This is a genomic window from Rhodococcus sp. MALMAid1271, from assembly GCF_049195265.1.
Lineage (GTDB): Bacteria > Actinomycetota > Actinomycetes > Mycobacteriales > Mycobacteriaceae > Rhodococcoides.
The window spans coordinates 36,086-49,094 of sequence record NZ_JBMIRQ010000117.1; the positions used below are offsets into that span (position 1 = coordinate 36,086).

Consider the following 13,009-nt stretch of genomic DNA (forward strand, 5'->3'; position numbering starts at 1 on the left):
CACGCCGTCAGTCCATGTTCGGGATGACGAAGTGATTCTGCGAGAGGGATTCCTTGGTGCCCGACGGCCACCGCTGGGTGACGGTCTTGGTCTTGGTGTAGAAGCGGATCGAGTCCGGTCCGTGCTGGTTGAGATCGCCGAATCCGGAACGCTTCCAGCCGCCGAACGTGTGGTACGCGATCGGAACCGGAATCGGCACGTTGACGCCGACCATTCCCACCTGAACGCGCGAACAGAAGTCGCGGGCGGTGTCGCCGTCGCGGGTGAAGATGGACACTCCGTTGCCGTACTCGTGCTCGGTGGGCAGACGAAGTGCGTCCTCGTAGTCCTTGGCACGGACAACGATCAGGACAGGTCCGAAGATCTCTTCCTTGTAGATCCGCATGTCGGTGGTGACCTTGTCGAACAATGTCGCCCCGGCGAAGAATCCGCCCTCATGGCCTTCCAGGCTGAAGCCGCGACCGTCGACGACCAGCTCGGCACCCTCGTCGATCCCGATCTGGGTGTAGCTGTTGACCCGCTCGAGTGCATCGCTGCCCACGAGCGGACCGAAGTCCGCGGTTTCGTCGTCCGAGCGGCCGATCTTCAGCTTCGCCACCCGCTCGGTCAACTTGGCGACGAGCGCGTCTGCGGTCTCCTCACCGACCGGAACGGCAACGGAGATCGCCATGCAGCGTTCGCCCGCCGAGCCGTATGCGGCACCGAGAAGGGCATCGGCCACCTCGTCGAGATCGGCGTCGGGCATCACCAGAGCGTGGTTCTTGGCTCCGCCGAAGCACTGTGCGCGCTTACCGTGCTGGGCCGCGGTCTCGTAGATGTACTGGGCGATGGGGGTCGAGCCGACGAAGCCGATGGCCTTGACGCGGTCGTCGGTGAGCAACACATCGACGGCGTCCTTGCCGCCGTTGACGACGTTGAACACACCCGGCGGCAGTCCGGCTTCGAGGAAGAGCTCGGCGAGCTTGAGCGGAACGGAGGGATCGCGCTCGGACGGCTTGAGAACGAAGGCGTTGCCGCAGGCGATGGCCGGGCCTGCTTTCCACAGCGGAATCATCGCCGGGAAGTTGAACGGGGTGATTCCGGCGACGACACCGAGTGGCTGCCGCATCGAGTAGACGTCGATGCCGCCGCCTGCGCCTTCGGTGTACTCGCCTTTGAGCAGGTGCGGAACCCCGACGGCGAACTCGACGACCTCGACGCCGCGCTGGACATCGCCCCTCGCGTCCGCGATCGTCTTGCCGTGCTCGGAGGACAGCAAGCGTGCGAGCTCGTCCATGTCTCGGGTGACCAGTGCGAGAAATTTCATCAGCACGCGGGCCCGCCGCTGAGGGTTCCAGGTGGCCCACTCGCGTTGCGCCTGCTCGGCGTCGGCGATCGCTGCCTCGACCTCGGCGGCATCGGCCAGCGGCACCCGGGCCTGCACCTGGCCGGTGTTGGGATCGAAGACGTCCCCGAACTGTCCTGAAGTGCCTGCGACGTGCTTGCCGCCGATGAAGTGCGTGAGTTCGCGAGTCATGAAGTCCATCCTCGAACGTGGGAAATGAAGTACGCCCATCCTATAGTTGGATGTCCATGCAAGTCCACAGCACGTCACATTCGGTCGTAGAACTGCCTCAGATCGGCACACGCACGACTGACCTCGCCCTCGGAGGAGCCGTCGGCACGAAATATCCGACGCAGAATCAACGGATCCAGATCGTCCATCGCCGGAGCGAACGACACCCGAGGAAGATCAGGGAACGACGCGCGATCGGCGAACCAGTCATCGGCGTCGAACCGATCGTCCCCGTCGCCCACCCCCTCGATCAGCTGATCGAGATCCACTCCGCGCAGCGTCAGGATGGTGGCCGCCGACGAGTCGATGTGTTCCGCGGCGATGTACATCAGCGCCGCCGCATGTTTGCACGGCCACCCGTCGTCGGGGCACGTGCAATCGAAATCGAGCTGCCCCTTGTCGTGCGGAAGCAACGTCGACGCCAACGCCTGCGGAATGGCATTGGAGGCCAACTCGGCCAACATTCCGGGATTGGATCGCACCCGATCGACGAGCGCGGCCACCTCACCCTGCGTCAGCGGCTCGACGGTGACCGAGGCCGAGAACGGCTCGAGCTGACTGCCCTGCACCTCGCCGTAGATCTGCCCGCGCTCCACCCCGAGAGTGAGCACCTGCCCCTGACGGGCATAGGTCCGCCCCCGTGCGATACGGCCCGGATCAGCAAGGTCTTCCATCGCCGCGACGAAGTGCCTGCCCCACCACGTCTGCCCGAAGGCTCCGCGCTTGTTCCTCGACTCGATGCCGCCCTTGGCTTTGCGCCGCTTACCGTACTGCGAGAAGTCGACCATCACTCACCCACCGCATCCTCGCTGAGGCGAAAGAGCTCCTGCAGTTCCGCAGTATCCATTTCGGTCACCCAACTCTCACCGGTGCCCACCGCCAGGTCCGCCAGGTCCTGCTTGGAGACGAGCATCGAGTCGATCCGCTCCTCCACCGTGCCGACACACAGCAGTTTGCGCACTTCGACGTTCTTGCGCTGCCCGATCCGAAATGCGCGGTCGGTCGCTTGATTCTCCACCGCCGGGTTCCACCAACGATCCAGATGCACAACATGATTGGCAGCGGTGAGATTCAAACCGGTACCGCCGGCCTTGAGCGAGAGCAACATGATCGGCGGACCGTCCTCGCTCTGGAACTTCTCCACCATCGCATCGCGCTTGGTCTTGCTCACACCGCCGTGCAGAAACGGCACCTCGGCTCCGAAACGATCTCCGAAGTACGGTGCCACGAGTTCGCCGAACTCCCGAAACTGCGTGAACAGCAACACCTTCTCGTTGTCACCCAGAATCGAATCGAGCATGTCCTCTACCAACCCGATCTTGCCCGATCGGTGCTGGCCCCTCTTGAGCACCGGAGAGCCGTCGGACAGGAAATGGGCGGGATGATTGCAGACCTGTTTCAGGCGAGTGAGAGCAGAGAGCACCGCACCTTTGCGCTTCATTCCCTTCGCGTCGGCGATCTGCGCCATCATCTCGTCGACAACGGCCTTGTACAACGCGGCTTGCTCGGCGGTGAGGTTGGCGCGCACCGTCATTTCGTTCTTGTCGGGCAGATCCGAGATGACCGTCGGATCGGTCTTGACTCGGCGCAGAATGAACGGCGAGGTGATGGCACGCAGCCGCGACACTGCGCTCTCGTCGTTCTCACGCTCGATCGGTACGGAGAATCGCTTCCGAAAGTCGGACGGGCGCCCCAGCATGCCCGGATTGGCGAAGTCGAGAATGGACCGGAGCTCGTCGAGCCGGTTCTCCACCGGAGTTCCGGTGAGCGCCAACTTGTGTTCCGCCGGAATCGCCAGCGCCGCCTTGGCCTGAACCGTGCCCGCATTCTTGATGTGTTGCGCCTCGTCGAGCACCACACGTCGCCAGAGCTGCTCCGCCAATTGCACGCGATCTTTGGCCATCAACGCATACGTGGTGACGATCAGATCGTGTTCGGCGATCGCCCGGTCGAGCTCGTCGCCCTTCGCCCGAGCCGGACCGTGATGCACGAGCACTCTCAGTGCGGGCGTGAACTTGCCCGCCTCGCGCTGCCAGTTGCCCACCACCGACATCGGTGCCACCAGCAGAGTCGGCTTCGAGCTCTGTTCGTGAGCAAGCAGTGTCAGCACCTGCAGTGTCTTGCCGAGACCCATGTCGTCGGCGAGTACGGCTCCGAGTCCGAGCCGGCTCATGAACGCGAGCCAGTCCAGCCCGCGCTGCTGGTAGGGCCGAAGAACTGCGTTCACGCCGTCGGGCACCGGTATCGACTCCGGCACCGCACCGGGCTCGAGCAGCGTGGCCGCCCAGCCGGTGGCGCGAATGTCCTGAATCGGTGCCGGCGGAGGATCCGCCAACGTCATCTCGCGCATCAACGTGCTCAGCGCAGTCCCGTCGCCGTGATGCTCCGCGACGTACTTCGCGGCCCGAGCGAGCTGCCCACCGTCGGCCAATACCCACTGACCCCGAAGGCGAACGAGATCCCCCTTGGTGGCGGCGAGCTTGTTCATCTCCGCTTCGGTGAGCACCATGTCGCCTAGTTGGAGCTGCCAGTCGTACGACACCAACTCGTCCATGCCGACCGCGCGGTCGGCGGCCGCCTTGGTCACGGCAGGAGAGTCGACACGCAAGCGCATCGAGGGGTCCAACCTGGTCCAGGCCCGCGGCAACAACACGGTCGTTCCCGTGGCCTGCAGAGCCGTCGCCCCGTGTTCCACGAGATCGATCACGACCGACGTCGGCAGCAGAAGGTCGAGGGTGCCGTCCTGAGTCGGCACATCACGCAGCCTCGGGTACGCCGCGACCGCCTCGCCGAGCTTGCGCACCGCGATCGAGAGCAGCGCAGCATCGACCTTGCGGCTCATCGGCACTGGACGTGGCGCTTCACCGTCGGCCCGCAGACACACCTGGAGGGTCCAGAACGACTCCGCAGACTCGTCGGCGAGCTGGACGCGCCCCGGTTCCTCGACCCCTGGTTCCTCGGCCACTTGTTCGTCGGCCACTTGTTCGTCGTCATCGGGTTCGAGCAGGCGGAGCACCAACGAGGGCTCGTCCACGGTGAGACTTGCGCGCCAGTTCTCCAGCAGTGTCGAGACCTGCTGTGTGCCATCTGCATACGGATCGTCACGGACCAGAGCCGAGAGCAGTGGATGCTCCGCGTCCGGTCTGCCCAGACGGGATCGGACGATCGGATCGGTGAGCTCCTCGACCATGTCGTCGAGAATCTTCTTCGGCCGGTCCGAGGCACGCTGGACGGACGGCATCGACACGGCGAGTTCGCTGAGCCACGCACGCTGTCGCTCACCGCCGACCAGACGCCACCGTGGCCACCACTGGCCGTCGATCGACTTCAGTGCGGGTACGACCCGCCCACCGCGGACCCAGCGTTCGATCCCGTGGGCGACGTGCGCCAGAAAGAGCAGATCACCGGAGATCAGCGCGTGCGCGGGTGGCGTCCGCAGCAGCAGATCCGCTGCATCGTTCGGTGCGAGTGCGATCGCGGGAATTTGGACAGGAGCCTGCGCGGCCGTGTGATGGTCCGCCGAGGGAAACGACACGGACGCACGGTGCCGGAAAGTCCTGGCAAGGGTCTGCGCATGAATCGGCGGGAGATCGGGTTCGTCGCCGGAGGCGAGTTCGTCGTCCCACAGCATCAGTCCCGAGCCGGGGGACCACAGACCGTGCAACATCGGTCCATCCAATCAGGGCGCACCGACACCACCTCGGCGAGGCAGTCCGGAGACGGTCCGGCCCGGAGCGCGCCGAGCGCGCGAGCCATCAGGCACCGAGCGCGCGAGTCATCGGGCACAGTGGTCACATGATCGCGTACGGCTTCAGCGAATACGGCGGACCCGAAACCGAGTACCTTCTCGACGTGCCCATGCCCGAGCCCGGGGCCGGTCAGATCCTCGTCGCGGTGCATGTGGCCGGGGTCAATCCTGCCGATTGGAAAGTGCGGGCAGGTAACCGCAAGGACACTGTGCCGATCACGTTGCCTGCGGTGTTGGGGCGAGAAGTGTCGGGAACTGTCGTCGAAACCGGCTCCGGGGTGGACGAGTTCACGGTAGGTGACGAGGTGTTCGGGGCGACGGCGTCAGGTCACGGCGGCTACGCCCAGTACACCGTGCTCAATGCGTCGAGCTCCGCCCACAAACCCGATTCGGTGTCGTGGTCGGCGGCGGCCACTCTGCCCGTCGCGGCCGGCACTGCCTATGACGTACTGCGCGGACTGGCGTTGGTCTCCGGCAGCACGCTGCTGGTGCTGGGCGCTGGAGGCGGCGTGGGTTCGTCGGTGCTGCAGCTGGCGCGCGCGAAGGGTATCGAGGTTCTCGCTGTCGCCGGCGCCGGCAAGCAGGAATGGGTCGAGTATCTCGGGGCCGAATTCGTCGCCGCGGGACCGCAGTACATCGATTCGATTTCGCGACCGGTCCACGGCATCGTCGATCTCGTCGGCGGCGAGACGCTGCGCGCGGCCGCCGAGAAGACCGGCGCACCGGTGGTGAGCGTCGCCGATCCCGTGCAGGCCACGCAGTGGGGTGGGTCAGGAGCCCATCGTGACCGCACCACAGCCGCATTCACACATTTGGCAGAGCTGGTCGCGACCGGGGTGCTGAGCCCACGCATAGACCACGTGTTTCCGCTCGAACGCGCGGGCGAGGCACTCGCTCTCGTCGAGGACGGCCACACGCTCGGCAAGGTCGTCGTCCAGGTTCGCTGAATCCGATGTCCCGATGTCCCGGTGTCCCGATGTCCCCGTGGACCTCGACGTCACTGTCGGTGCCCTACGGCAGACTGCTACCACGACGGGTGACTGCAGAAGACCGATGATGGGGCGTGTGTGAAGAATCTGTGGGTGGCGGTAGCTCTGGTGATCAGCGCGGTGGTCCTGGCTGCGATCGGATCCTGCGATCGTTCCGTCATTCCCGGCATCTCCCCCGCCGCGCCTGCCCCTGGCAGCCCTACCCGGGTACAGATCGAGCAGTTGCTCGCTCAGGTGAACGTGGTCGCTGCCCGGCCCGATGTCCTCGGATACGAGCGCGGATGCAAGAGCGGTCAGGGCTGCGTGTTCGGCCCTGCGTGGACGGACGACTACGACGGGCCGGGCGGCCACGATGGCTGCGGCACCCGCGACAATGTGCTGGCAGTGTCGATGACGGAGGTCGAGTTTCGCCCGGGCACCCACGACTGCGTCGTACTGTCCGGTCGCCTCGCCGACCCGTATTCCGGTGAGCTCCTGCAGTTCACCAAGTCCGATGCGGGGAAAATTCAGATCGACCATGTCTATCCGCTGTCCGCCGCCTGGGACATGGGAGCGAACGCCTGGTTGCCCGACAAGCGCATTCGGTTCGCCAACGATGTCGCCTTCAATTTGTTGGCGGTCAACGGAGGGGACAACCAGAGCAAGAGCGACAAGACTCCATCGCAGTGGATGCCGCCGAATGCGGCGTACCACTGCTTCTATGCGGGCAAGTATCTCTCGGTTGCCGCTCAGTACGAGCTGCCGATCACCGAGGCAGATCGCAGCGTTCTCGGCTCGGTCGCATCGACGTGCCAAGAGTAGGGTGAGGGCAATGTCAACGGCACACTCGCGCAGCTTTCTCGATCGCGACACGCAACTGTGTATGTCTCTGTCCGGTCGCCCCAGCAATATCGGCACCCGCTTCCATAACTACCTCTACGACGAGTTGGGCCTCAACTTCGTCTACAAGGCGTTTACCACCACCGACCTGGCTGCCGCTATGGGTGGCGTTCGCGCGCTGGGTATTCGAGGCTGCGCGCTGTCCATGCCGTTCAAGGAAGACGTCATCGACATGGTGGACGTGATGCACGGCTCCGCCAGCGCCATCGCATCGGTCAACACCGTCGTCAACGAGGACGGCGTGCTGCACGCGTACAACACCGACTACCAGGCCGTGGCCAATCTGCTCGCAGCACAGTCGCTTTCGACCGACATGTCGGTGGCCGTCACCGGAAGCGGCGGTATGGCCAAGGCTGTGGTTGCCGCACTGCGAGATTCGGGCTTCACCCGGGGCACCGTGGTCGCCCGTAACGCAGATACCGGCCCTGCCCTTGCCGACACCTACGGCTACGCCTGGTCCGAGCGGGCCGTGTCCGCCGACCTGCTGGTGAACGTCACACCGGTCGGGATGGCCGGCGGACCCGACGAAGCGTCCACCCCGTTCACCGACGAACAGATCCGTGCGGCGCACGCGGTGTTCGACGTCGTCGCCATGCCCTCGGAGACGCCTCTGATCGTCGCCGCCCGCGCAGCCGGCAAGCCGGTGATCACCGGAGCCCAGGTCATCGCCCTGCAGGCCGCAGAACAATTTGTGCTCTACACGGGCGTCCGACCATCCGAGGAGCAGATCGCGCGGGCGTCGCGGTTCTCCCGCAGCTGACTCGGAGGATGTGCCACCGAAGCGTGGTTCTCCCCCCGGCACTCCACGGAATCGGTGCTACGTGCGCGCTCAGCGCGTCCACGGGGGCGTTATGGTTCCGCCGTCGGCAGTGGTGGCGGTCAAGCCCACCGACGTCGTCACCCACAGTGCGGCGGCGCTGCCACCCGGGTTGTCGAGCTGAACCGTCGCCGACTCCGGAACCAACACGACATCTCCGGCCGAGAGTTGGATTCGCTTGTCCTCCAGGGTGATCGACGGTGAGCCAGCGAGCACGAGGAATATCTCCTCGTGCGAGACCGCGTGCGGTGCGCCGGTGGTACCCGGCTCCAGTTCCGTGCGCCAGGCGCACAGCTGTCGACTGCCGCGAGAGGGTGCCACGTAGGAATGGAATTGAGCGCCGTGCATTCGGTGGGTGTAGTGATCCTCGCTTGTTCGGATCGGCATGTCTGCTCCTTTTCGTCAGTTCAACTGTCTTTATTGGACAGGTAGACTGACGACATGTCAAGGGATGAACCACGCGCCGATCTGTTGATGTTGCTGATGCGCAGCGCATCCGCCTTGGCCGAGCAGATCAACGCCGCCGTCGTCGCGAAGGGCCATCCGACGCTCCGACCCGCGCACGGCCTGGTCTTTCAACGAGTCGCCGGCAACGGAGCCACCGTCAGCGAAATCGCCGCCCACCTGGGCATCACGAAACAATCCGCTGCGGTGATCATCGAGGAATTGGCGGCCTCCGGCTACGTGAACAAGCAGCCGCACCCGCACGATCGCCGGTCGCAGCTCGTACGACTGACAGCCAAGGGCGTCGACGTGACCGAGGCGGCCACCGATTCGGCCCTCTCCCGATGGAACGCAGCGAGCATGACACTGGGCGCAGACACGATGGCGTCGCTGGTACGTGCACTCGAAGAAATCGGGAGAGACGGCACACCACGCCCCGTGTGGTGAGCTGAATCAGGGCCGAGCGGCCACGACGACCGTTCTTCCGCAGCCGACTCAGAGGTGTTGCCACCGAGGCTTGTTGGCGTACGCGTACCGGTAGTAGGGCGCATGAGCGAGCGAGGACGCCGCAGCCTCGTCCAACAGCACGCTCGCATGGGGATGCCATTGGATCACCGACGCCGGGCAGTGCGCCGACAACGGGCCCTCGACGGCCGCTGCCACCGCGACCGCCTTCGACTCCCCCGTCGCGATCAGCACGAGGTGACGCGCCTCGTCGATAGTGCCGAGACCCTGCGTCAGTACATGATGTGGCACGTCCTCGGGAGAATCGAAGAAGCGCGCATTGTCTGCTCGCGTTTGTTCGGTGAGCGTCTTGACGCGCGTCCTGGACCGCAACGAGGAGCCCGGCTCGTTGAATCCGATGTGTCCGTCGGTACCTATTCCCAGGATCTGAACGTCGATGCCGCCCGCCGCCGTGATCGCCGCGTCGTACCGCCGCGCCTCGGCTGCGATGTCCTCCGCTTCACCGTCCGGCGAGAACACTGCGGAATCGTCCAGATCGACGTGGTCCACGAACTCCGCACGGATGAACGAAAAATAGGATTGCTCAGCAGTTTTCGGCAACCCGATGTACTCGTCGAGCAGAAATGCCCGGCATCGGGCGAACGACAGAGACTCCTCGCGATGCCGTCTGGCCAACTCGCGATACGTGCCCACCGGTGTGGATCCGGTCGCCAACCCCAGGACCGTCCGCGAATCACGAACCGACCGTTCGACGATGTCCGCAGCCGTTCGGTCCACATCGGCTACCCCGTCGTGGATCACGATCTCCATCTACTCGTCCTCCTCGATTGCAGTTCCACCTCTGATCACCTGCACCGGCTCGAACTTCTCGTCGACCACCAACACATCGGCCCGCATCCCCTGTTGCAAGCGGCCGATATCGGAACCGAGCCCGATCGACGTGGCGGGAGTCGACGCCCCGGCCCGCACCGCCTCGACCAACGACACCCCGGCGTTCTGCACGGCCCGACGGACCAGATCCAGCACGGTCGAGGTTCCGCCCGCGATCGGTGCCGTCTCGGGATCGGTATCGCGGGACAACCGTGCGACGGAATTCTGCACGGTGACATCCAGTGGTCCGAGTCGATATCGCCCGTCGGACATACCGGCCGCGGCCATCGCGTCGGACACCAGCGCGATCCGTGCGCCGCCGACGAGGTCGAAGACCGCACGTACCGTCTCGTCGGCGAGATGCACACCGTCACCGATCAATTCGAGCACCATCACCCCTCGTGCCGCAGCCGCCAAACATTCGCTCACCGGCCCCGGCGCCCGGTGATGCCAGGTCGGCATTCCGTTGAACAGGTGCGTAGCCGTGATCGGCCCGATCCCCAGCGAATCGATAGCGCGGCGGGTGGTCGGCGCATCGGCGTCCGTGTGGCCGATGCTCGGCAGCACCGCGTTCTCCCGCAGCAGCTCTGCGACGGCGACGAACCCGTCCACCTCGGGCGCGAGCGTCATCGACCGGACTGCGCCGCGGCCAGCGCCGAGCAGGTCCTTCAGCAACCCCGGATCACCGCTGCGGAGCGAGGCCGGATCCTGTGCGCCGCAGCGAGCGGCGGACAGGAACGGTCCCTCGATGTGTACCCCTGCGATGTCGCCGGACTCGTAGAGGTCTGCCAGTAGTGAGGTCTGGCCGATCAGCCGTTCGGGCGGTGCCGACACCAGAGAGGCGAGCATCGTCGTGGTGCCGCGCGAACGGTGATGCAGCACCGCCGTCCTGAGATCGGCGGAAGCCGAATCGGGAAACGACGCCCCCGCCCCGCCGTGGCAGTGCACGTCGACCAAACCCGGAAGGATCGTCGTCGCGGACTGCGGTACCGCATCCCCTGCCCATCGGGAGGCAGAGCCGACCCACGAGATCCGATCTCCGGTCAGCGCGACGACGCCGTCCTCGATCACCGCCGTGTCGGTGACCACTCGCCCGCGTAACGTCGTCGTGATCGACGCGGTCATGCCTGGGTCGGTTCGGCGACCACGTCGTCCTCACGGCCGGGGGTGCGCAGGTTCCACTTCTTGATGACGAAGCTGAACAGGAAGTAGTAGATCACGGCATACACGAGCCCGATCGGTATGAGCAACCATGCCTTGGTGGCGATTCCGTAGTTCAGCAGGTAGTCGATGCCACCGGCGGAGAAGAAGAACCCGTCGTGGATTCCGAGCGCGTTGCACAGCGCCATCGAGGTTCCGGTCAGCACTGCATGGATGATGTAGAGCGGCCAGGCGACGAACATGAACGAGTACTCGAGCGGCTCGGTGATGCCGGTGACGAACGCAGTCAGGCCGGTGGACAACATGATTCCGCCGACGAGCTTCTTCTGCGACGGCTTGGCATTGCGGTAGATCGCGAATGCCGCAGCGGGAAGCGCGAACATCATGATCGGGAAGAATCCGGTCATGAACACTCCGGCGGACGGGTCGCCTGCGAAGAACCGGTTGAGGTCGCCGCGCACCAGCTGCCCGCCGGCATCTTGGTAGTCGCCGACGAGGAACCAGACCACCGAATTCAGAATGTGGTGCAGCCCCGTCGGAATCAGCATGCGGTTGGCGAAACCGTAGATGCCGCTACCGACCACACTGTGGTCGGCGACGGTGTTTCCGACCCAGTTGAGGGCGCTGTAGAACAACGGGTACACGAAAGACATGACCACCGCGACCACGAGACCGGTGATTGCCGTCAGAATCGGAACGAGTCGACGGCCGCTGAAGAAGCCCAGGTAATCGGGCAACTTCTGCCGATAGAACCGCTGCCAGAGAATGGCCGAGAGCAAACCGATCACGATGCCGGCCAGCACGCCGTAATCGATCACGGCGGGGTCACCGTTGGCGTCGACCTCGCCCTCGAGCACCACCGGCGACATCGCCGTGAAAACACCGTTCATCACCATGTAACCGACGACTGCGGCCAGTGCCGTCGAACCGTCGGCCTTCTTGGCCCAGCCGATGGCGATTCCGACTGCGAAGATGAGGGGAAGCCAGGTGAACACCGCTTGGCCCGCGGCCGAGATGACCGAGGCGGCGGTCCCCAGAGCACTGAATCGGCCGAGCAGATCGTCCTGACCGAGTCGCAGCAGAATGCCGGCGGCCGGCAGAACGGCGATCGGCAGCATGAGACTGCGACCGAAGCGCTGCAATCCGGCCAGAGATCTGGATTCTTTCTTCGGTTTGGCTTCGGCCGAGTCCGTCTTCTTCGGGGTCATGGCGACCTTCTCTTCGACTCTGGTCCTTCGAGGATGGATTCCGTTGTTGTGACCGGGTGTCATCAGGGGTACTGTCCGGTCATTACCAGTTGTAGTTTGACCAGGTGGCGACCTCATGTCAACCCAGACATGTGACCCAGCCGACAGCAATCGAGGCAGCAGAGAGAGTAGGAAGAATCCATGTCCAAGGCGGATGCGATCGTGAAGGGCCTCGGCGGTGCCGACAACATCGTCGAGATCGAAGCATGCATCACTCGGCTTCGCACCGAAGTGAAGGACGGCTCGTTGGTCGACGAGTCGGCACTCAAGGCGGCAGGTGCGCACGGGGTGTTCCACAAGGGCACAGCCGTTCAGGTCATCGTCGGCCCCGAGGCGGACACGCTGGCAGAAGACATCGGCGACATCCTGTGAACGGAAGCCGGGTCGTCCTCAGTCCCGTTGCCGGCCAAGTACTCTCGCTCGACGACGTGCCCGATCCCGTGTTCTCGGCGCAGATGGTCGGCTCCGGGGTAGCACTGCGTCCGGCTCCGAGTGCAGGATCGGTCGAGGTTCGTTCACCGATCGCAGGCACCATTGTCAAACTGCACCCACACGCGTTCGTCGTTCTCACCGAAGACAAGGCGGGCGTGCTGGTACACATCGGCATCGACACCGTGAAGATGAAGGGCGAGGGCTTCGCGCTCGTAGCAAGCGAAGGAGATCGCGTCCGGCCCGGTGACCCGGTGGTCACCTACGATCCCGCTGCGATAGCCGAGGCCGGGTACTCGGACGTCGTACCCGTCGTCCTGATGGATTCGAAGCCCGGCTCCATCACGACCGATGCCGTCGGAACCGCTGTGGAACAGGGTGATTCACTGTTCGAATTGCCCTGAG

Annotated in this window: 13 protein-coding genes; 6 read left to right on the plus strand and 7 right to left on the minus strand. The window is 64.8% G+C overall.

The window, feature by feature from the left end; all coding sequences use genetic code 11:
- Window positions 1-7: 7 nt before the first annotated feature.
- The 3 genes from ACOQFP_RS22285 to ACOQFP_RS22295 form a co-directional block, all read right to left on the minus strand.
- On the minus strand, window positions 8-1,516 hold the full coding sequence (locus tag ACOQFP_RS22285; RefSeq protein WP_206489473.1) for a CoA-acylating methylmalonate-semialdehyde dehydrogenase: 1,509 nt from the start codon (window positions 1,514-1,516) through the stop codon (window positions 8-10).
- Window positions 1,517-1,590: 74 nt separating this feature from the next.
- Entirely contained in the window at window positions 1,591-2,343 is a 753-nt protein-coding gene (locus ACOQFP_RS22290; RefSeq protein ID WP_206489651.1) for an SWIM zinc finger family protein, read from the minus strand.
- A complete protein-coding gene (locus ACOQFP_RS22295; RefSeq protein WP_421585552.1) occupies window positions 2,343-5,222 on the minus strand; it encodes a DEAD/DEAH box helicase in 2,880 nt (959 codons plus the stop codon). Before ACOQFP_RS22295 ends, ACOQFP_RS22290 begins: the two co-directional genes overlap by 1 nt.
- 128 nt (window positions 5,223-5,350) lie before the next feature.
- On the opposite strand from ACOQFP_RS22295, the gene ACOQFP_RS22300 reads away from it, so the two are divergent.
- From ACOQFP_RS22300 to ACOQFP_RS22310, 3 genes are all read left to right on the plus strand, one after another.
- The gene (locus tag ACOQFP_RS22300; protein ID WP_341243694.1) at window positions 5,351-6,250 is read left to right on the plus strand and encodes an NADP-dependent oxidoreductase; all 900 of its coding nucleotides are present in this window, start codon (window positions 5,351-5,353) and stop codon (window positions 6,248-6,250) included.
- Between the two features lie 120 nt (window positions 6,251-6,370).
- Complete coding sequence (locus ACOQFP_RS22305) at window positions 6,371-7,093, plus strand: HNH endonuclease family protein (protein WP_421585553.1); 723 nt, start codon at window positions 6,371-6,373, stop codon at window positions 7,091-7,093.
- A 10-nt stretch (window positions 7,094-7,103) separates the two neighbouring features.
- On the plus strand, window positions 7,104-7,931 hold the full coding sequence (locus ACOQFP_RS22310; protein ID WP_421585554.1) for a shikimate 5-dehydrogenase: 828 nt from the start codon (window positions 7,104-7,106) through the stop codon (window positions 7,929-7,931).
- A 69-nt stretch (window positions 7,932-8,000) separates the two neighbouring features.
- Here ACOQFP_RS22310 and ACOQFP_RS22315 read toward each other — a convergent pair whose 3' ends face one another.
- The gene (locus ACOQFP_RS22315) at window positions 8,001-8,375 is read right to left on the minus strand and encodes a cupin domain-containing protein (RefSeq protein WP_421585555.1); all 375 of its coding nucleotides are present in this window, start codon (window positions 8,373-8,375) and stop codon (window positions 8,001-8,003) included.
- Window positions 8,376-8,429: 54 nt separating this feature from the next.
- On the opposite strand from ACOQFP_RS22315, the gene ACOQFP_RS22320 reads away from it, so the two are divergent.
- A complete protein-coding gene (locus ACOQFP_RS22320) occupies window positions 8,430-8,879 on the plus strand; it encodes a MarR family winged helix-turn-helix transcriptional regulator (protein ID WP_421585556.1) in 450 nt (149 codons plus the stop codon).
- A gap of 48 nt (window positions 8,880-8,927) precedes the next feature.
- Here the strand turns inward: ACOQFP_RS22320 and nagB are convergent, their stop codons facing one another.
- The 3 genes from nagB to ACOQFP_RS22335 are packed head-to-tail and all read right to left on the minus strand — an operon-like array spanning window position 8,928 to window position 12,136.
- On the minus strand, window positions 8,928-9,707 hold the full coding sequence (nagB, locus tag ACOQFP_RS22325) for a glucosamine-6-phosphate deaminase (RefSeq protein ID WP_421585557.1): 780 nt from the start codon (window positions 9,705-9,707) through the stop codon (window positions 8,928-8,930).
- On the minus strand, window positions 9,708-10,892 hold the full coding sequence (locus tag ACOQFP_RS22330; protein ID WP_421585558.1) for an N-acetylglucosamine-6-phosphate deacetylase: 1,185 nt from the start codon (window positions 10,890-10,892) through the stop codon (window positions 9,708-9,710).
- Complete coding sequence (locus tag ACOQFP_RS22335; RefSeq protein ID WP_421585580.1) at window positions 10,889-12,136, minus strand: PTS transporter subunit EIIC; 1,248 nt, start codon at window positions 12,134-12,136, stop codon at window positions 10,889-10,891. Before ACOQFP_RS22335 ends, ACOQFP_RS22330 begins: the two co-directional genes overlap by 4 nt.
- A gap of 180 nt (window positions 12,137-12,316) precedes the next feature.
- Here ACOQFP_RS22335 and ACOQFP_RS22340 point away from each other — a divergent pair, with 180 nt between their 5' ends.
- Window positions 12,317-12,547, plus strand: a complete 231-nt coding sequence (locus tag ACOQFP_RS22340) for a glucose PTS transporter subunit EIIB (RefSeq protein ID WP_206489482.1) — start codon at window positions 12,317-12,319, stop codon at window positions 12,545-12,547.
- Window positions 12,544-13,008: a PTS sugar transporter subunit IIA gene (locus tag ACOQFP_RS22345; RefSeq protein ID WP_421585559.1), complete on the plus strand. Its 465-nt coding sequence runs from the start codon at window positions 12,544-12,546 to the stop codon at window positions 13,006-13,008. Before ACOQFP_RS22340 ends, ACOQFP_RS22345 begins: the two co-directional genes overlap by 4 nt.
- Window position 13,009: the final 1 nt, after the last annotated feature.

Coding starts and splice junctions, on each gene's coding strand:
- ACOQFP_RS22285 (WP_206489473.1), bottom strand. CDS start 1,516: ATGACTCGCGAACTCACGCACTTCATCGGCGGCAAGCACGTCGCAGGC.
- ACOQFP_RS22290 (WP_206489651.1), bottom strand. CDS start 2,343: ATGGTCGACTTCTCGCAGTACGGTAAGCGGCGCAAAGCCAAGGGCGGC.
- ACOQFP_RS22295 (WP_421585552.1), bottom strand. CDS start 5,222: ATGTTGCACGGTCTGTGGTCCCCCGGCTCGGGACTGATGCTGTGGGAC.
- ACOQFP_RS22300 (WP_341243694.1), top strand. CDS start 5,351: ATGATCGCGTACGGCTTCAGCGAATACGGCGGACCCGAAACCGAGTAC.
- ACOQFP_RS22310 (WP_421585554.1), top strand. CDS start 7,104: ATGTCAACGGCACACTCGCGCAGCTTTCTCGATCGCGACACGCAACTG.
- ACOQFP_RS22315 (WP_421585555.1), bottom strand. CDS start 8,375: ATGCCGATCCGAACAAGCGAGGATCACTACACCCACCGAATGCACGGC.
- ACOQFP_RS22320 (WP_421585556.1), top strand. CDS start 8,430: ATGTCAAGGGATGAACCACGCGCCGATCTGTTGATGTTGCTGATGCGC.
- nagB (WP_421585557.1), bottom strand. CDS start 9,707: ATGGAGATCGTGATCCACGACGGGGTAGCCGATGTGGACCGAACGGCT.
- ACOQFP_RS22330 (WP_421585558.1), bottom strand. CDS start 10,892: ATGACCGCGTCGATCACGACGACGTTACGCGGGCGAGTGGTCACCGAC.
- ACOQFP_RS22335 (WP_421585580.1), bottom strand. CDS start 12,136: ATGACCCCGAAGAAGACGGACTCGGCCGAAGCCAAACCGAAGAAAGAA.
- ACOQFP_RS22340 (WP_206489482.1), top strand. CDS start 12,317: ATGTCCAAGGCGGATGCGATCGTGAAGGGCCTCGGCGGTGCCGACAAC.